This window comes from Streptomyces sp. CA-249302 (assembly GCF_050936785.1).
In the GTDB taxonomy this organism is placed as follows: domain Bacteria; phylum Actinomycetota; class Actinomycetes; order Streptomycetales; family Streptomycetaceae; genus Streptomyces.
Genome location: NZ_JBNJMG010000001.1, coordinates 9,974,256 through 9,991,986, shown reverse-complemented (window position 1 = coordinate 9,991,986; position 17,731 = coordinate 9,974,256). Strand labels below are relative to the sequence as shown.

Annotated in this window: 16 protein-coding genes and 1 pseudogene; 5 read left to right on the top strand and 12 right to left on the bottom strand. The window is 70.2% G+C overall.

Annotation, left to right across the window (positions count from 1 at the left end):
* Positions 1–40: 40 nt before the first annotated feature.
* Entirely contained in the window at positions 41–781 is a 741-nt protein-coding gene (locus ACQEWB_RS45140; RefSeq protein WP_432841930.1) for an SDR family NAD(P)-dependent oxidoreductase, read from the bottom strand.
* Positions 782–846: 65 nt separating this feature from the next.
* Positions 847–1,242: a carboxymuconolactone decarboxylase family protein gene (locus tag ACQEWB_RS45135; protein WP_432841928.1), complete on the bottom strand. Its 396-nt coding sequence runs from the start codon at positions 1,240–1,242 to the stop codon at positions 847–849.
* A 179-nt stretch (positions 1,243–1,421) separates the two neighbouring features.
* Here ACQEWB_RS45135 and ACQEWB_RS45130 point away from each other — a divergent pair, with 179 nt between their 5' ends.
* On the top strand, positions 1,422–3,062 hold the full coding sequence (locus tag ACQEWB_RS45130) for a flavin-containing monooxygenase (RefSeq protein ID WP_432841926.1): 1,641 nt from the start codon (positions 1,422–1,424) through the stop codon (positions 3,060–3,062).
* Between the two features lie 66 nt (positions 3,063–3,128).
* On the opposite strand, the gene ACQEWB_RS45125 is transcribed toward ACQEWB_RS45130, so the two are convergent.
* Together ACQEWB_RS45125 and ACQEWB_RS45120 are read right to left on the bottom strand one after the other, a co-directional pair.
* A complete protein-coding gene (locus tag ACQEWB_RS45125) occupies positions 3,129–3,521 on the bottom strand; it encodes a nuclear transport factor 2 family protein (RefSeq protein ID WP_432841924.1) in 393 nt (130 codons plus the stop codon).
* 67 nt (positions 3,522–3,588) lie between these two features.
* Positions 3,589–3,987, bottom strand: a complete 399-nt coding sequence (locus tag ACQEWB_RS45120; protein ID WP_432841922.1) for a nuclear transport factor 2 family protein — start codon at positions 3,985–3,987, stop codon at positions 3,589–3,591.
* A gap of 166 nt (positions 3,988–4,153) precedes the next feature.
* On the opposite strand from ACQEWB_RS45120, the gene ACQEWB_RS45115 reads away from it, so the two are divergent.
* Positions 4,154–5,200 carry a cyclase family protein gene (locus ACQEWB_RS45115; RefSeq protein ID WP_432841920.1) on the top strand — a complete coding sequence of 349 codons (1,047 nt, stop codon included), beginning with the start codon at positions 4,154–4,156 and terminating at the stop codon, positions 5,198–5,200.
* Positions 5,201–5,352: 152 nt separating this feature from the next.
* Here the strand turns inward: ACQEWB_RS45115 and ACQEWB_RS45110 are convergent, their stop codons facing one another.
* The gene (locus ACQEWB_RS45110) at positions 5,353–7,347 is read right to left on the bottom strand and encodes an alpha-ketoacid dehydrogenase subunit alpha/beta (protein WP_432841918.1); all 1,995 of its coding nucleotides are present in this window, start codon (positions 7,345–7,347) and stop codon (positions 5,353–5,355) included.
* A gap of 129 nt (positions 7,348–7,476) precedes the next feature.
* Between ACQEWB_RS45110 and ACQEWB_RS45105 the strand changes: the two genes are divergently transcribed.
* Positions 7,477–8,184: a TetR/AcrR family transcriptional regulator gene (locus tag ACQEWB_RS45105; RefSeq protein WP_432841916.1), complete on the top strand. Its 708-nt coding sequence runs from the start codon at positions 7,477–7,479 to the stop codon at positions 8,182–8,184.
* Positions 8,185–8,224: 40 nt separating this feature from the next.
* Here the strand turns inward: ACQEWB_RS45105 and ACQEWB_RS45100 are convergent, their stop codons facing one another.
* The 3 genes from ACQEWB_RS45100 to ACQEWB_RS45090 form a co-directional block, all read right to left on the bottom strand.
* The gene (locus ACQEWB_RS45100; protein ID WP_432841914.1) at positions 8,225–9,379 is read right to left on the bottom strand and encodes an acyl-CoA dehydrogenase family protein; all 1,155 of its coding nucleotides are present in this window, start codon (positions 9,377–9,379) and stop codon (positions 8,225–8,227) included.
* Position 9,380: 1 nt separating this feature from the next.
* A complete protein-coding gene (locus ACQEWB_RS45095; RefSeq protein WP_432841912.1) occupies positions 9,381–10,448 on the bottom strand; it encodes a 2,3-butanediol dehydrogenase in 1,068 nt (355 codons plus the stop codon).
* Between the two features lie 92 nt (positions 10,449–10,540).
* Positions 10,541–11,329 (bottom strand): enoyl-CoA hydratase/isomerase family protein, encoded by a 789-nt coding sequence (locus ACQEWB_RS45090; protein WP_432841910.1) that lies wholly within the window; start codon positions 11,327–11,329, stop codon positions 10,541–10,543.
* 171 nt (positions 11,330–11,500) lie between these two features.
* Here ACQEWB_RS45090 and ACQEWB_RS45085 point away from each other — a divergent pair, with 171 nt between their 5' ends.
* Together ACQEWB_RS45085 and ACQEWB_RS45080 are read left to right on the top strand one after the other, a co-directional pair.
* Positions 11,501–13,033 carry an acyl-CoA synthetase gene (locus ACQEWB_RS45085; protein ID WP_432841908.1) on the top strand — a complete coding sequence of 511 codons (1,533 nt, stop codon included), beginning with the start codon at positions 11,501–11,503 and terminating at the stop codon, positions 13,031–13,033.
* A gap of 3 nt (positions 13,034–13,036) precedes the next feature.
* Positions 13,037–13,807 (top strand): SDR family NAD(P)-dependent oxidoreductase, encoded by a 771-nt coding sequence (locus ACQEWB_RS45080; protein WP_432841906.1) that lies wholly within the window; start codon positions 13,037–13,039, stop codon positions 13,805–13,807.
* A gap of 47 nt (positions 13,808–13,854) precedes the next feature.
* Here ACQEWB_RS45080 and ACQEWB_RS45075 read toward each other — a convergent pair whose 3' ends face one another.
* From ACQEWB_RS45075 to ACQEWB_RS45060, 4 genes and pseudogenes are all read right to left on the bottom strand, one after another.
* The gene (locus ACQEWB_RS45075) at positions 13,855–14,613 is read right to left on the bottom strand and encodes an IclR family transcriptional regulator (RefSeq protein ID WP_432844345.1); all 759 of its coding nucleotides are present in this window, start codon (positions 14,611–14,613) and stop codon (positions 13,855–13,857) included.
* Positions 14,614–14,868: 255 nt separating this feature from the next.
* Complete coding sequence (dmpG, locus tag ACQEWB_RS45070) at positions 14,869–15,885, bottom strand: 4-hydroxy-2-oxovalerate aldolase (RefSeq protein WP_432841904.1); 1,017 nt, start codon at positions 15,883–15,885, stop codon at positions 14,869–14,871.
* Positions 15,882–16,844: an acetaldehyde dehydrogenase (acetylating) gene (locus ACQEWB_RS45065; protein WP_432841902.1), complete on the bottom strand. Its 963-nt coding sequence runs from the start codon at positions 16,842–16,844 to the stop codon at positions 15,882–15,884. The genes dmpG and ACQEWB_RS45065 overlap by 4 nt, the downstream gene beginning before the upstream one ends.
* Positions 16,841–17,673 (bottom strand): annotated as a pseudogene (locus ACQEWB_RS45060) (2-keto-4-pentenoate hydratase). The gene ACQEWB_RS45065 and the pseudogene ACQEWB_RS45060 overlap by 4 nt, the downstream one beginning before the upstream one ends.
* Positions 17,674–17,731 lie beyond the last annotated feature (58 nt).

Here is a 17,731-nt window from a genome sequence, read left to right as displayed (position 1 = left end):
CAGCGTTTCGTGCGGTGTTCGGTGCGGGAAGGCCGGCCGGTCAGTAGACGTAGCGCCCGCCGTTGACGCCGAAGGTCTGGCCGGTCACGTAGCCCGCCTCCTCCGAGGCCAGGTAGGCGACCGCGTGCGCCACGTCCTCGGGGCTGCCGGCCCGCTTCATCGGCATCGTGGCCGCGGCCGCCTCCACGTCGATCGGGCCCTGGCGGACCAGCGGGGTGTCGATGAACCCCGGCGGGACGTGGTTGACGGTGATCCCCTTCTCGATGTACTCGACCGCGAGCGCCCGGGTGAGGGCGATCACGCCGCCCTTGGAGGACGCGTAGTGCGCCATGGCCGGCGCGCCGGTCTGGGCGGACGAGGAGGAGATGTTGATGATCCGGCCCCAGCCCGCCTCCACCATGTCGGGGATCAGCTGCTGGGTGACCAGGAACGGGCCCTTGAGGTTGATCCCGATCATGCGGTCCCAGGAGGCCTCGCTGATGCTGGTGAACGGCTCGTAGGCGGTCGTCCCGGCGTTGTTGACCAGGATGCTGACCGGCCCGAGTTCGTCACGGGTGCGGGCCGCGGAGCGGGCCACCGCCTCGGCCTCGGCGGCGTCACCGCCGACGGCGATCGCCGTGCCGCCGGCCGCCTGGATCTCGGCGGCGGTCTTCTCCGCGCCCTCGGCGTTCAGGTCCCAGACCGCCACGGAGGCTCCCTTGGCGGCCAGCACCGTCGCGATCCCGCGTCCGATGCCCCGCGCGCCGCCCGTGACGACGGCCACCTTTCCCTGCAGTGACATAAGTGCTCCTCGTGTGCTGTGGTGTGCAGTGGGCCGGTGGCCGACGCCACCGGACTGGGCCGTGGTCAGCCCTCCAGCGCCTCGCGGGCGGCGGTGCGGGCGGCGACCGCCCGGGGGAAACCGGTGTAACCGCTGGAGTGGTAGATGACCTCGGCGATCTCGTCCTGGCTCAGTCCGTTCGTCACCGCGACACGGACGTGGGTCTTCAGCTCGGTCTCCGCCCCGAGGGCGATGAGGATGCCGAGCGTGACCAGGCTGCGATCGCGCGGAGCGAGTCCCTCGCGCCCCCACAGTGCCCCCCAGACACTGGTCAGGCCGATGTCGACGAGCTCCTCGCCGAGGCGCCCGTCCCGCATGTCGACGTCCTCGTCGGGAACGATGCCCGGCAGGGCGGCCCGCATGGCCTTCCAGCCCGCGGCCCGCAGATCGATGACCTCGTCGACGCCGTTCTTCTCGCTCATGCCTGACTCCCGTTGCGCTGCTTCGCGTCCCTGAGCGAAAGTTAGACCAGACGGTCGGTACAATCAATCTCTCGGGCGAGATTCACATCCATTGAATGAATCCGGCCCCTCCTCTACTCTCACCTCAATATTCGACTGACCGGTCGATAGATGAATCAAGGCTCACGCGGGAGAGCAACATGAGCGAAACGACGAAGACGAGCCCGGCGGACCAGGGCCTCGTGGACGTACTGGTCATCGGCGGCGGCGTCACCGGCATCTACCAGCTGTACCGGGCCCAGGACGAGGGCTTCTCGGCGAAGCTGCTCGAGGCGGGCAGTGGCGTGGGCGGCACCTGGTACTGGAACCGCTACCCCCAGGCGCGCTTCGACTCCGAGAGCTACACCTACGGCTACCTGTTCTCCAAGGAGCTGTGGGAGGAGTGGGAGTGGTCGGAGCACTTCGCCGGCCAGCCGGAGATCGAGCGGTACTTCAACTACGTCGTCGACCGGTTCGACCTGCGCCGGCTCATCGACTTCGGCGCGAAGGTGTCCTCGGCGGTGTGGGACGAGTCGGCCGCCGTCTGGACGGTCACCACGGAGGGCGGCACCGAGTACCGGGCCCGCCACGTCGTCGCGGCGACCGGCATCCTCTCCGTGCCGTTCATGCCGGAGATCCCGGGCCGCGCGGACTTCCGCGGCGAGCAGCACCACACCGGCCGCTGGCCGAAGACGCCGGTGGACTTCACCGGCAAGCGGGTGGCGCAGATCGGCACCGGCTCCAGCGGTGTGCAGATCGTGCCCGCGATCGCCGACGAGGTCGCCCACCTGGCGGTCTACCAGAAGGTCGCCGACTGGCTCACCCCGCTCAACAACCGGCCGATCACCGACGAGGAACAGGCCGCCCTCAAGGGTGACTTCGAGAACATCCGGGACACCCTCAACACCTCGCCGAGCGGCTTCCTGCACCAGATCACGATGCGCTCGGGTCTGGAGGACACGCCGGAGCAGCGCCAGGAGTTCTACGAGCAGAAGTGGAACAGCCCCGGCTTCACCAAGCTCTCCGAGCACTACTACGACATGACCACGAACCCCACGGTCAACGAGGAGTTCTGCGAGTTCATCGCGAACAAGATCCGCTCCATCGTCAAGGACCCGGCGACGGCCGAGAAGCTGGTCCCCAAGGGCCACGGTTACGGCGGCCGCAGGCCTCCGTTCGGCACCGGCTACTACGAGGCGTACAACAAGCCGAACGTCGAGCTGGTCGACATCAACGAGACGCCGATCGTGCGCATCACCGAGACCGGGATCGAGACCTCCGAGGGCCACCAGGAGTTCGACATCATCATCTGGGCGACCGGCTACGACTTCGGCACCGGCGCGCTCAACCGGCTGGGCGTGCACGGCCGCGCGGACCTGGGGCTCAAGGAGTACTGGTCGGACGGCCCGTCCACCTACCTCGGCATCGCGACCGCCGGCTTCCCCAACTTCTACTTCCCGGGCGGCCCGCACGGCGCCCTCGGCAACAACCCTCGCTACTCCGGCGACCAGGTCGACTACGTCATGGACCTGATCGTGCACGCCCGTGACTACGGCCACGACGTCGTCGCGGTCACGGACGAGGCCGAGCAGGAGTGGACGGACCTCGTCAACGGCAACGAGGCCCAGCTGTCCTTCAACAAGAGCAGCTACTTCTACGGCGCCAACATCCCCGGCAAGGCCGTCAAGCAGCTGCTGAACCCCATGGGCCGGTACAAGCTCCAGGAGCTGATCCGCGAGTCCGTCGAGAACGACTTCCCGGCCTTCGCCTTCACCAAGGCTCAGGGCCCGGCGCAGGGCTGAACAAGCGGAACGCCGGTGCCGCCCGTGGAACGGGGGCACCGGCGTCCGGTCGTTCGCAGTGCGTTCCTACAGGAACTTCGTGACGCGCCTGCGGAACTTCCACTCGCCGTCCACGAGGACCGCCGTGTCCTCGTAGGTCCCGACCAGCTGAACGCCCCAGCCCTCCTCGCCGCGCGCGAAGAAGACCAGGCTGCTGGTGGCCGTGACCTCCTCGCCGGGCTCCGAGGTCAGCACGGTGTTGCCGACCATGTGCAGCTGCGGGGCCTGCGGCGAGAACTGCCCGTAGACCTTGCGGATGGTCTCGCGGCCCTCGAAGGTGCCCTGGCCCTCGATCTCGGCGACGCCGTCCTCGGTGAACAGGTCGGCGACGACGTCGGTGTTCCCGGTGTCGATGTTCTGGGCGTAGGTGGCGATGATCGACTGGACGCCGGCGAGTGCGGCTTCTGCGGAGATGCTCATGTGTATGTGTCTTCTCTCTCGGTGGTCGTGAACGGAGGCTGACGGAGGAGCGGGACGGGGTCGGCGGCTAGACCTGGTAGGTGGTCACGCGCCGCTGGAACATCCAGTTGCCGTCGACGCGGCGGAAGGTGTCCTCGTAGTGGCCCGCCACCAGCGGCGCCCAGCCCGCCTCGCCGCGCTGGAAGAAGAGCACGTCGCTGGAGGCGGTCGCCTCGTCGGGACCGGCGGAGCCGACGATCGTGTTGGTCACCATGTGCAGCTGCGGCTGCGTCGGGGCCCAGCCCTTGAAGGCCTCGCGCAGGGCGTCGTGCCCCTGGACGGGGTCGGTGCCCGGCAGCTCCAGGACCCCGTCGGGCGTGTACAGCGCGACGATGTCGTCGGTGCGGCCCGCGTCCTGGGCATGGGTGTGCGCCCCGATCACGGCGCGCACCCCCGCCGCGACCCACGCCTGTGTGGATTCGCTCATTGCAGCTCCAAGTGGTAGGTGTTTCGACCAGTCAGTCTATTGATCCTGGCGCACAATATGAAGGCCCGAATGGAAAGCCGTCCGAGTTGTTGACCGATCGGTACATTAGAAATAGCATGCGGGCACGACCGTCGACGGGGACCGTCGTCTAAGGAGGCGTTTTATCGTGACGAAGCGTTGGAAGCAGCGGCCGCCCGGTTCGACCTGGGGCGAGTGGGGCGACGACGACGAGCTGGGCCGCATCAACCTGCTGACGGCCGAGAAGGTGCTGCAGGGCGTGCGTGAGGTCGAGCACGGTGTGACCTTCAGCCTGAGCCTGCCGCTCGACTATCCCGGCGGTACGGCCCTCAACCAGCGCCGCTACCCGCCGATCCTGCGGCCCACCGAGGACCTCCAGCACAAGCAGGACGTCTTCTACAACGTCGTGGCCCGCGACCAGATCGATCCCTCGCTGATCGACGTCTGGTCCGACGACGTGGTGACCCTCTGGCTCCAGTACTCGACCCAGTGGGACTCCCTCGCCCACCAGGGCGCCGAGTTCGACGCCGACGGCGACGGCGAGGCCGAGCCGGTCTACTACAACGGCTACCGGCCCGGCACCGACCTGGTCGGCCCGCAGGAGGACGCCAAGGGCGACGGCAGCGGAAGCATCAGCTTCGCCCGCCACCTCGGTCTCGAGCACATGGCCGAGCACGGCGTCCAGGGCCGCGGTGTCCTCATCGACATCGCCCACCACCTGGGCACGGGCTACCAGCCGGTCAGCTACAAGCAGCTCCGCGAGATCATGGACGCGGACAACGTGACCGTGGAGCCGGGCGACATGGTCCTGCTGCACACCGGTTTCGCCACCCAGGTGCTCGCCTGGAACAAGAACCCGGACCCGGTGGCGATCCACCAGACCGCCGCGTACCTCGACGCGGATGACCCCGACATCCTGAAGTGGATCGAGGAGTCGCAGATGTCGGCGCTGATCGCGGACAACTACGCGGTCGAAGGCGTGGCCACCACGAAGGCCCAGGGCCGGCACACCCTGCTCCCGATCCACCACCTGTGCCTGTTCAAGCTGGGCGTCCCGCTCGGCGAGCTGTGGTACCTGCACGACCTGGCAGCGTGGCTGCGCGAGCACAACCGCAGCCGCTTCCTGCTCACCGCTCCCCCGCTGAACCTGCCCGGCACCCAGGGCAGCCCGCTCACTCCGGTCGCGACCGTCTGACACCGGCCGGAACCGGCTCCGCCGCCGGCCCATGCCCGGTCCTGCCGATTTGGCCGGGCCGGCGGCGGATTCCAAGCGGACTCGCGAGAACCCGAGCAACACGGATGGCCCCGGGACCTGGTCCCGGGGCCATCCCCCTTGTTCAGTGCCGTTCACACCGCCGCGATGCGGCGCACCGTGTCGGCGATGGTGTCCCGCGAGGGCAGCCACAGCCGCTCAAGGGAGGGGGCGTACGGAGCGGGCATCGGCGGCGGCGCGACCCGGGTGACGGGCGCGTCCAGGTGCCAGAAGCCCTCGTCGACGGCGAGCGCGGACAGCTCGGCGCCGACACCGAAGTCCCGTACCGCCTCGTGCGCGATGACGAGGCGGTTGGTCTTGGCGAGGGAATCGAGGACTGTCTCCCGGTCCAGCGGGGCGATCGTACGCAGGTCGATCACCTCGACGCTGACGCCCTCCGCGGCGAGCAACTCCGCGGCGGCCAGGGCGTCCTGGACCATCCGCGACCAGGAGACGAGCGTGACGTCCGTGCCCTCGCGGACGACCTTGGCCTTGCCCAGCGGCACCAGGTGGTCGACCGGCGGCTTCGGCCCCTTGAGGCCGTACTGCAGCCGGTTCTCGACGAAGACCACCGGGTTCGGGTCCTGGATGGCCGCCCGCAACAGGCCGTAGGTGTCGGCCGGGTTGGACGGCATCACCACGGTCAGCCCGGGGATGTGCGCGAGCAGCGCCTCCAGGCTCTGCGAGTGCTGGCTGCCCGAGGAGCGTCCGGCGCCGAACTGGGTGCGCACCACCAGGGGCATGGAGGCCCGGCCGCCGGTCATGAAGCGCAGCTTGGCGGCCTGGTTGAGCAGCATGTCGAGGCAGACGCCGATGAAGTCCATGTACATCACCTCGACGACCGGCTTCATACCGGCCATGGCCGCCCCGACCGCGGTCCCGAGGATCGCGCTCTCGCTGATCGGGGTGTCGCGGACCCGGCCCGGGAAGGCCTGGGCCAGACCCCGGGTGAGCCCGAAGACGTTGCCGCCCGCGCCGACGTCGATGCCGGCGACGAACACGCTGGGATCGGCGGTCAGTTCGTGCTCCAGCGCCAGGCGTACGGCGTCCATGGACCGGAAGACCTCGCCGGCCGCCGGGGCGGGCTCGGGAATGGCGGGACGGGGGGCCGAGACGAAGTCGTACAGGGTCTCGGGGGCCGGCTCGGGCAGGCCCCTGGCCCACTGCACCGCCGACTCGATCTCCTTGTCGATCTCCTCGTCGACCGCGTCGGCCAGCGCGGCCGGCACCCCGGCGTCGGCCAGGTGGCGGCGGGCCACCAGCAGCGGGTCGCGCTCCTTGGCCTCGGCGACCTCCTCGGCGCTGCGGTAGCGCTCCGGGTCACCCTCGTAGTGGCCGTGCCAACGATAGGTCTCCGCCTCCACCAGGACCGGGCCGCCGCCCGCCCGCAGCCGCGCCACCACGTCGGTCATCAGCCCGGCCACGGCGAGTACGTCGTTGCCGTCGACGTGCGCGTATCCGATGCCGTAACCCGCAGCGCGCGCGGACAGCGTGGCGCGGTGCTGCTCGGAGGCGGGCGAGAACTCGGAGTAGTGGTTGTTCTCGCACAGGAAGACGACCGGCAGATCCCATACGGCGGCCAGGTTGACCGCCTCGTGGAACATGCCCTGCGCGACCGCGCCGTCGCCGAAGAAGGCCACCACCACGTCGCCCGCGTCGCGCAGCTTGGCCGCGGTGGCCACGCCGGCGGCGATCGGGAGTCCGGCGCCGACGATGCCGTTGGCGCCGAAGATGCCGAGACCGGGGTCGGCGATGTGCATCGAGCCGCCGCGGCCGTGGCAGGTTCCGGACTCCTTGCCCATCAGCTCGGCCATCATCGGCGCCGAGTCCAGGCCCTTGGCCAGCACATGGCCGTGGCCGCGGTGGGTAGAGGTGATGCCGTCGCGGGGGCCGAGGGGCCAGCAGGCGCCCACGGCGCTCGCCTCCTGGCCGATCGACAGATGGAGGAATCCGGGTATCTCCGTCGCCTTGTACAACTCGGACGCCCGCTCCTCGAAACGCCGGATACGGCGCATCCGGCGATACATCTCCAGAAGCTGATCCGCGTGCGCGGATCCGGTCGTGGCCTGCTGTGCTGCATCGGTCGTCATGCGCGTCCTCGCATTGCTCGCGCGGGCGGCACACGGCCGCGCCGCCTGAGTCCTACTTTTAATGTACCGTCTGGTCTAGCAAACTACTTGAGGCAGAGCAGAAAACGATGTCGGGCGGGGAGAGAAGCAATGCCCAGACCACCGGGCCACGGGCCGGACTACCAGGTCCGGCGCCAGAAGATCATCGACACGGCCGCCGAGCTGTTCGCCCGCCGGGGCTACGCGGCGACCTCCGTCAACGACCTGGGCCGCGCGGTCGGGCTCGCCAAGGGAGCGCTGTACTACTACATCGGCTCCAAGGAGAACCTGCTGATCGAGATCCAGTCCCGGGTGATGTCCCCGCTGCTGTCCCGGGCCCGGGAGATCGTGTCCCTCGACGCCGATCCGCTGGTACGGCTGCGTCTGCTGTCCGAGTCGCTGCTGACGACGATCTTCCACCGGCTCGATCACATCTGGGTCTACGAGCACGACTACCGCAGCCTGAGCGGACCCGAGCTGAAGACCCTGCTGGGCCAGCGCGCCGAGTTCGAGCGACTGGTCCGGGGACTGCTCACGGAGGCCGTCGAGCAGGGCACCTTCCGCGCGATGCCGCCGCGGCTGGCCACCCTCCAGTTCCTCAACCTCCACAACCACACCTACCAGTGGGCGAAGCCGGGCGGCCGCTGGGACGCCGCGCAGCTCTCGCGCGAGTACTGCGACACCCTGCTGCGCGGCTTCGGCGCACCCGGGGCCGTCCTGCCGGACGTGGAGGAGCAGGCGGCGGCGTTCAAGCGGGACCGCCCCGACCTGCCGCTGGACCCCGAGGCCGAGTGGCGGTCCGATCCACTGGCCAGCTGAGCCCGGGGCCCGCGGTGCACACCGCGGGCCCCTTCGCCTCTCACGCCTGCTTCACCAGCGCCCGGGCGATGACGTCGCGCTGGATCTCGTTCGTGCCCTCGCCGATCTCCAGGATCTTGGCGTCGGCGTAGAAGCGCGAGATCTCCGACTCCCGCACATAGCCGTAACCGCCGTGGATCTGCACCGCCTGCGAGGCGGCCCGGTTGGCCACCTCGGAGGCGTACAGCTTGGCCATGGCGGCCTCGGTGCCGTACGGGCGCCCCTGGTCGGCGAGCCAGGCGGCGCGGTAGACCATCCAGCGCGCGGCCTGGTACTCGGTGCCGATGTCGGCGATCTTGTGTGCCACCGCCTGGAAAGACGACAGCGGCCGGCCGAACTGGTGCCGTTCCGTGGCGTGCTTGACGGCGAGCGCGAGCGCGGCCTTGGCCAGCGACAGACCCAGCGCGGCGACGCTGACCCGGCCCGTGTCGAGCACGGAGAGGAACTGGCGCAGTCCGTTGCCCTCCTCGCCGATGAGGTGCTCGTCGGAGACCCAGCAGTCGTCGAAGACCAGTTCCCGGGTGTCCATGGCGTGCCAGCCGAGCTTCTTCAGCCTGGCCCCGCAGCTGTAGCCCGGAGTGCCGGTCGGGACGTAAAACGTGGCGAACCGTTTCCGCCCGTCCTCGTCCTTGCCGGTGGTGGCGAGCAGGGTGACGCCCTGGCTGATGTCGGTGCCGGCGTTGGTGATGAACATCTTGGTGCCGTTGATCACCCAGCCCCCGTCCGCCCGACGCGCGGTGGTGGCGATGCCGGCGGCGTCGGACCCGGCGCCGGGCTCGGTCAGACCGAAGGCACCGAGGGCCTCACCGCGCGCCAGGGGCGCCAGCCAGCGGTGCTTCTGCTCCTCGGTGCCGTAGGCGAGCAGCGGCATGGTGCCGATGGTCGAGTGGGCGTTCCAGGTGGAGGCCACCGACTGGTCGGCGGCGCCGAGTTCCTCCATGACGGCGACGTAGGAGACGGCGTCGGAGCCCGCGCCCCCGTACTCCTCGGGCACCAGCATGCCCATCAGGCCGAGTTCGCCGAGCTTGGTGAAGATGTGGGTCGGGAACTCCTCGTTCTCCGACCACTCGGCCGCGTTGGGCGTGATCTCCTTGGCCGCGAACTCGCGGACCATGTCCTGAAGATCCCGCGTCTCCTCCGGCAGGTCGAAATCCATGTCACAGTCCCTTCGGGGTCAGCAGCACCTTCAGGTGCCTTGCGCGGTCGGCCGCCAGGTCCGCGAAGACCCCGGCTCCTTCCGAGAGCGAGAAACGTCCGGTGATCAGGGGCGAGGCGTCCAGGCGCCCGGTGCTCATCAGGTCGATCACCCGGGGGATGTCGAAGTTGTAGCCGAGCGTGCCGAGCACGGAGCGCTCGTAGAAGACGAGTTGGCCCATGTCGAACTCGACGCTGCCGTGCCCGACTCCGGCGAGCACGACCTTGCCTCCGCGGCGGACGGTGGCAACGGCCTGGCCCGCCAGCGCGGGGACACCGGTCGCGTCGATGACGACGTCCGGGCCGATGCGGTTGGTCTTGAGGAACACCTCTCGGCGTACGTCGGTCTCGCGCGGGTCGTAGGCCTCGGTGACGCCGAGGCCGAGGAGCAACTCGCGGCGCCCCTTGAGGGGTTCGCTCACGTAGAGACCGGCCGCGCCCGCGATGCGGGCCGCGAGGACGACCGCGACGCCGATCGGGCCGCCGCCGACGACCAGGACGTTGTCGCCGGGGCGGACACCGGCCCGGGTGACCGCGTGCAGGCCGACGGCCAGGGGTTCGGCGGCGGCCGCCATGTCGTCGCTGACGTTGTCGGGGAGTCGGGTCAGGCCGGCGATCGGCACGGTGACGCGGTCGGCGAAGGCGCCGGGTGAGGCGAGGCCGACGGAGCCGCTCTTGGGGCAGATGTGGTACTCGCCGCGGGCGCACCAGAAGCAGACGCCGCATCGCCATACGGGGTCGGCGGTGACGCGGTCGCCGACCGCGATGCCGGGTACCTTGGTGCCCAACGCGACCACCGTGCCGCTGAGTTCATGGCCGAGGGCGAGGGGCGGGGCCGCACCGGTGAGGGGGTGCGGGCCCTCGCGGATCATGTGGGGGCCTTCGAGGAACTCGTGCAGATCCGTGCCGCAGACTCCGCACCAGGACACGTCGACGAGTGCTTCGTGGGGCCTGGGCTCCGGGGGGTCCGGGACCTCCTCCAGCCGGAGGTCGCGGGCGCCATGCCAGCGCAGTGCCTGCATCTTCTTCATCCCCTTCTTCGTGCGTCGTCTGCGGGTTCGTCGTGGCTGGTCGCGCAGTTCCCCGCGCCCCCAAAAGCGCTGCAGGACCGCGCCTTGCCCACTCAGGCGTCCTTTGCGGGTCCCTCGAAGCGGGCCCTGCCGGGACCGTGCTCCAAGAAGGACTGGATGCCTGTGGCGGCATCTGCCGTGCCGAACACACCGGTGAACAGGGAGCGTTCGAGGGCCAGGCCGGTGGAAAGGGACGTGTCGGCGCCGTGGTCCACGGCCTCCTTGATCGCCTCCAGGGCGGCTGCCGGGCCCGCGGCGAGGCTGCGGGCGTAGCGCAGGGCGGTCTCGTACACCTCGGCCGTGGGGACGACCTCGTCGACCAGGCCCAGGCGGAGTGCCTCCTCGGCGCCCACCCGGCGGCCGGTCATCAGCAGGTTCTTCGCGCGCGAGGGACCGATCAGGCGGGTCAGGCGCTGGGTGCCGCCCGAGCCGGGCATGATGCCGAGCTGTACCTCCGGCTGGCCGAGGACCGCGTCGCCGGCGGCCACCCGGTAGTCGGCGGCGAGGGCCAGTTCGAGGCCGCCGCCGAGCGCGTACCCGGTGATCGCGGCGACGACCGGTACCGGCAGCCGGGCCACCTCGTCGAAGGTCCGTTGCAGCGCCCGGTTCCAGCCGCGGACCTCTTCCGGGCTCATCACGGCGAGTGCCTTGACGTCCGCCCCGGCCGCGAACAGCCGCTCCCCTCCGTACAGCACCACCGCCCGCACCGCGGGGTCGTCCGCCAGTCTGCGCACGCCGGCGCCCAGCTCACCGCGCTGGGCCGTGTCGAAGGCGTTCATCGGCGGGTTGGTCAGTCGGACCGTGACGACGGGTCCGTCCGTGTCGAGGCGGATGCGAGGCAAGGGGCCCTCCTCCGGGTGGAAGCGACATCGGGGCCGCCTGGATGGTTGTCGACCAGTGGGCTCCGTCGTAAAGTGCGGCTCAACGTTTTATAGACCAAGAGGTACACTAAATCTTGGTAACGGGCAACCGACCGGTCGGGACATTCCCGGCCGCCGAGCCGGAGAGTCGCCGTGCACAATATTTCGAGCATCCTCGATTACCACCTGGCCCAGCGCCCGGACGCCGTGGCCGTGACACAGGAGGACCGCCGCCTGACGGTGCGCGGGCTGCATGAACGGGTGAACCGGCTGGCCGCCGGTCTCACGGAGCTGGGCGTCGGGCGCGGCGACGTCGTGGCTCTGCTCCTCTACAACCGGCCCGAGTTCATCGAGCTGGTCTATGCGACCAATCGCATCGGGGCGGTGTTCCTGCCGTTGAACTACCGCCTGTCCGAGGAGGAATGGGCGTACATCCTGGAGCACGCCGAGGCGAAGGTGATCGTCACCGAGCCGGAGTTCCTGCGCGCCACGGACCGCATCGCCGCCAAGTTCGCCGGCCTGGAGCGGCGGATCCTGGTGGACGGCGAGGCCCCCGCGCCCGAGTGGACCGGTTACGAGGCGCTGCTCGACCGGCACCAGGGGGCCGAGGTCGCCGCCGTGGACGTCGAGCCGGACGACCTCCAGCGGCTGATGTACACCTCCGGCACCACCTCGCGGCCCAAGGGCGTGCGCATCACGTACGGGAACGTGCAGGCGAAGAACCTGGCGCACATCGTCCACTTCGGGCTGACCGCGGCGGACACCACGCTGGTCTGCGGCCCGCTCTACCACGTGGGCGGCCTGGACATGCCGGCCCTCGGCGTCCTGTACGCGGGCGGTGGCGTGGTGCTCCAGCGGAAGTTCGACCCCGAGGGCGTGCTGCGGGCGATCCAGGAGCACGGGGTCACCAACGCGTGGCTCGCGCCCGCCATGGTCAACGCGGTCCTGGAGGTCCCGGACCGGGACTCGTACGACACCTCCTCGGTCCGCTTCATCCTGGGCGGCGGCGAGAAGACGCCCGAGCCGGTGCTGCGGCGCATCATGAACGCCTTCCCCAACGCCTGGTTCGCCGACGCCTACGGGCTGACCGAGACGGTCTCCGGCGACACCTTCCTCGACCGCGAGCACGCGCTGTCCAAGCTGGGCTCGGTCGGGCGTCCCGTGCCGCACACGCGCGTGCGGATCGTCGACGACACCGGCCGGGAGCTCCCGGCGGGCGAGCTCGGCGAGATCACGCTGCGCGGCCCGAAGGTCTTCGCCGGCTACTGGCGCGACGAGAAGGCCACCGCCGCCGCCCTCCAGAACGGCTGGTTCCACACCGGGGACATCGGGCACCTCGACGAGGACGGCTTCCTCTTCATCGACGACCGCAAGAAGGACATGATCGTCTCGGGAGGGGAGAACATCGCGACTCCCGAGGTGGAGCGGGTGCTGTACGAGCACCCCGCCGTGCTGGAGGCCGCGGTGGTCGGTCTGACCCATCCGCGCTGGGGTGAAGTCCCGCGCGCCTTCGTGGTGTTCCGGCCCGGGGCGGACGCCGGGCCGGAGGAGTTGCGGGAGTTCTGCGCGGGACGGCTGGCCAAGTTCAAGGTGCCGGTCCGCTTCGACGTCGTCGACGAACTCCCCCGTACCCCCTCGGGCAAGGTCCTCAAGCGGACCCTGCGCGACATCCCCGTGGAGGACTGAGCCATGGCCGACGTCAACACCGACCTGCGCCTGGACGGCCGTACCGCCTGGGTCACCGGCGCGGGCAAGGGGCTCGGCCGGGCGGTCGCGGTCGCGCTGTCCCAGGCCGGGGCGGACGTGGCGGTGACCGCCCGTACCACCGCGGACCTGGAGAGCTTGGAGGCCGAACTCGCCGGGCACGGCGGCAAGGTGCTGGTCCTGCCGGCCTCCGTCGCCGACTCGGACGCGGTCCGTACGACGGTCGAGCGGATCACCGGCGCGACCGGGCGGCTGGACGCCGTCGTCAACTGCGCCGGCATCAGCCCGCACTTCACCCGTACCGAGTACGTCACCGACGAGGACTTCGGGCGGGTGCTCGACATCAACCTCCAGGGCACCTTCTACTGCTGCCGTGAGGCCGGGAAGGTGATGCTGGAGCAGGGCTCCGGATCGATCGTCAACGTCTCGTCGGTGCACGCGCGTACCGGTTTCGAGCGGATCGCCGCGTACGCGGCGAGCAAGGGCGGGGTCGAGGCGCTGACCAAGGCGCTGGCCGTCGAGTGGGCCGGCCGCGGGGTGCGGGTCAACTCCCTCGCGCCGGGCTACTTCCGTACGGACCTCAGCTCCGGGCTGCTGGACAGCAAGTGGGGCGAGCGGATCGTGCGAAGCACTCCCCTGGGCCGGGTGGGCGACGTCGGGGAACTGGGCGGCGCCGCGGTGTTCCTGGCCTCGGACGCCTCCCGCTACGTCACGGGTACGACGGTCACGGTCGACGGGGGCTGGACCGCCTGGTGATCCGGGAACGGAGAGCCGCCCCAGGTGTCCCTGGGGCGGCTCTCCTGTCAGGCGATCACTTCCGGCAGCTCCCGGCGGTGCGCCTCGGGTGTCCCGAAGAGGTCGTCCGAGACGGCCCGTACCGTGTTGACCACCAGCGGGGCCACGAGCTCCAGCGAGGAACGGCCGTCCCCCACCACCGAGATCGCGCCGACCGGCCCTTCCGGACCGCGCAGCGCGAGCCCGACGCAGCCGAGATCGGGGAAGCACTCCCCGCGGTCGATCGCCAGCCCGTTGCGCCGGCGCACCTGTCCGAGCTCGCGGTGGAGTTGGTCGAGGTGGCCGATGCTGTCCTGGGTGCGGCGCTCGATGGACTGCGCGTACCGCGCGTCGATCTCCTCCGGGCTCAGCCAGGCCAGCATGGCCTTGCCGAGGCCGGTGCAGTGCGCGTCCGCCCGGCCGCCGACCCGGGAGGGTATGTCGACGGCGGCCCGGCCGCCGATCTTGTCCAGGTAGTAGATCTGCGGCCCGTCGAGCACGGCCAGGTGGACGACCATCCTGGTGCGTACGGCCAGATCCAGCAGGTGCGGCGCGGCGGCGGCCCGCAGCGCGCTGTGCCCGATCTCCCGGCCGCCCAGACCGAGCGCCCGGGTGCCCAGGGTGTATCCGGCCACCGTGTGCCGCAGCCAGTCCAGCCGGACCAGCTGATCAAGAATCCGGTGCGTGGTCGAGCGGGGCAGATGGGTCCGGCGGGATACCGTCTCGAGCGTCAGATGGATCTGCGGACTCTCGAAAAGATCCATGATCAGCGTCACGCGCTCCATCATCGACGGCGGCAACGCAGGCCCGTCGACCTCGGAAGACCGTGTGGTCAGCTGAAGGGCAGACGTCATCGTCGGTGCCTCTCTGCTCAAACTGAAATCAATTCTAGTTCGGCGCCTGCGTCAAGGTATCAACGCATCGGGCCCCAGAGAAAGAGTCGTGCACCGATTAATTGGTACGAGCGGTCTATTCTACGTCGGGCACAAAAATGTACCGCTCCCCGGGAGAATGTTTCCGGGGAGCGGTACGTGGCGTACGGGTCAGCCCTGGTGGGTGAGGTCCAGGGCGATGTCCACGATCATGTCCTCCTGGCCGCCGACCAGGCCGCGCCTGCCGACCTCCTCCAGGATCGTGCGGGCGTCGAGGCCGTACTGCTCGGCCGCGGTCTCCGCGTGGCGCAGGAAGCTGGAGTAGGCGCCCGCGTAGCCGAGGGTGAGGGTCTCCCGGTCGACGCGGACCGGGCGGTCCTGGAGCGGCCGTACGAGGTCCTCGGCGGCGTCCTGAAGGGCGTACAGGTCGCAGTCGTGCTTCCAGCCGTAGAGGTTGGCGACGGCGACGAAGGGCTCGATCGGGCAGTTGCCCGCACCCGCGCCCTGTCCGGCGAGGGAGGCGTCGACCCGGGTCACTCCCCCCTCCACGGCCACCACGGAGTTGGCGACCGAGAGGGAGAGGTTCTCGTGGGCGTGGATGCCGATCTGGGTGGCCGGGTCGAGGACGTCCCGGTAGGCGCGGATGCGGTCGCGGACGCCGTCCATGGTGAGGCGGCCGCCGGAGTCGGTGACGTACACGCAGTGCGCGCCGTAGGACTCCATCAGCTTGGCCTGTCCGGCGAGGACTTCGGGGGACGCCATGTGGGCCATCATCAGGAAGCCCGAGACGTCCATGCCGAGTTCGCGGGCGGTGGAGATGTGCTGGGCGGCGACGTCCGCCTCGGTGCAGTGGGTGGCGATGCGCACCGAGCGGACGCCCATCGCGTACGCCCGCTTGAGCTCCACGATGGTGCCGATGCCGGGCAGCAGCAGAGTGGTGAGGACCGCGCGGTCGATGGCGTCCGCGGCCGCCTCGATCCACTCCCAGTCGGTGTTGCTGCCGGGCCCGTAGTTGAGGCTGCCGCCGGCCAGTCCGTCGCCGTGCGCGACCTCGATGGCGTCCACGCCGGCCCGGTCGAGCGCGGCGGAGATCTTCGACACGAACTCGGGGGTGATCCGGTGCCGGATGGCGTGCATGCCGTCCCGGAGGGTGACGTCCTGTACGTAGAGCCTGGGGGTGTCGGTCACTTGGTCACCTCGGTGGTCTGTCGCCCGGCGATGCGCTCGGCGACGCGCAGGGCGGCCGAGGTCATGATGTCGAGGTTGCCGGCGTAGGCGGGCAGGTAGTGGGCGGCGCCCTCGACCTCCAGGAAGACGGAGACCTTGGTGGTCGGCTTCTCGGAGACGTCGTCGGGCAGCAGCGTGTGGACCGGGTCGCCGGCCGGAACCGGGGTGAACTGGACCTGCTGCTTGAGCCGGTAGCCGGGCACGTACTCGGCGACCGCGGCCACCATCTCCTCGACGGAGGCCCGCACCGCCTCGTGGTCGGCGTCGCCGATCAGGCAGTACACCGTGTCCCGCATGATCAGCGGCGGTTCGGCCGGGTTGAGGACGATGATCGCCTTGCCGCGCCGGGCACCGCCCACCTTCTCGATGGCGCCGGACGTGGTCTCGGTGAACTCGTCGATGTTGGCCCGGGTGCCGGGCCCGGCCGACTTCGAGGCGATGGACGCGACGATCTCGGCGTAGGGCACCGGGGTGATCCGGCTGACCGCGTGCACGATCGGGATGGTCGCCTGGCCGCCGCAGGTGACCATGTTGAAGTTGTCGACAGCGTTGTCCCCGGCCGAGAGGTGCTCGTCGAGGTTGACCGGCGGCACCACGAAGGGGCCGATGGCCGCCGGGGTGAGGTCGACCAGCCGCTTGCCGTACGGGGCGAGCTTCTTGGCGTTCTCCACGTGGGCCTTCGCGGAGGTGGCGTCGAAGACGATGTCGATGTCCTCGAAGCCGTCCATGCCGATCAGTCCGTCGACGCCCTCGTGGGTGGTCGGCACCTTCAGCCGGGCGGCGCGCGCCAGGCCGTCCGAGTCCGGGTCGATGCCCACCATCGCGGCCATCTCCAGGGTCTCGGACAGGCGCAGGACCTTGATCATCAGGTCGGTGCCGATGTTGCCGGAGCCGATTACGGCCACCTTGGTCTTCGTCATCCTTTGTGTTCCTCGGGTGAGAAGGTCGCGGTCACCGAACCCAGGACCGACATCTCGGCCCTTACGGTGATGCCTGGCGGGGTGGGGACGAGCGGGCCGAGGGCGCCGGAGAGCACGATCTGTCCGGCGCGCAGCGGGTCGCCGAACTCGCGGGCGGTGCGGGCCAGCCAGAGCAGCGCGGCGAGCGGGTCGCCGAGACAGGCCACTCCCTCGCCCTCGGAGGCGAGTTCCCCGTCCGCGTAGAGCCGCATGGTCACGTCCCGCGGCTCGAACTCGTCGAGGCCGAACCGCTGTCGGCCCAGGACGAACAGCCCGCTGGAGGCGTTGTCGGCGACCGTGTCGGTGATCGCGATGTCCCAGTCGGCGACCCGGCTGTCCACGATCTCCAGCGCGGCCACGGCATGTCCGACCGCCGACCGCACCCGCGCGATGTCGAGATCGTCGCCGTCCAGGTCCTCGGCGAGGACGAACGCGATCTCCGCCTCGACCCTCGGCTGGAGCAGCCGGTCGCTGGGGACGGCCGCCAGTCCGGTGACGTCCATGTCGTCCAGCAGGACGCCGAAGTCGGGCCGGTCGACGCCCACTTGGCGCTGGACCGACTCGGACGTCAGCCCGATCTTGCGGCCGACGACCCGCGCCCCGGCGGCGATCCGTTCGCCGACGATGCGCCGCTGGACGGCGTACGCGAGGCTGATGTCCTTCGCCCCAGCAGGTCCCGTACGGGCCCGCAGGGCTTGTGGTCTTGGGCCGCGCGGGTGAGCCGTGCGGCCGCCTCGGCCACCGCGGTCTCACGGTTCGCGACGGCCGCCGGTTCCCAGAGGTCTGTCATCGCCATCCTCAACTCGTGCCGGCCTTCAGCCTGTGCCGACCGGCCCGAGGGCAGCTCC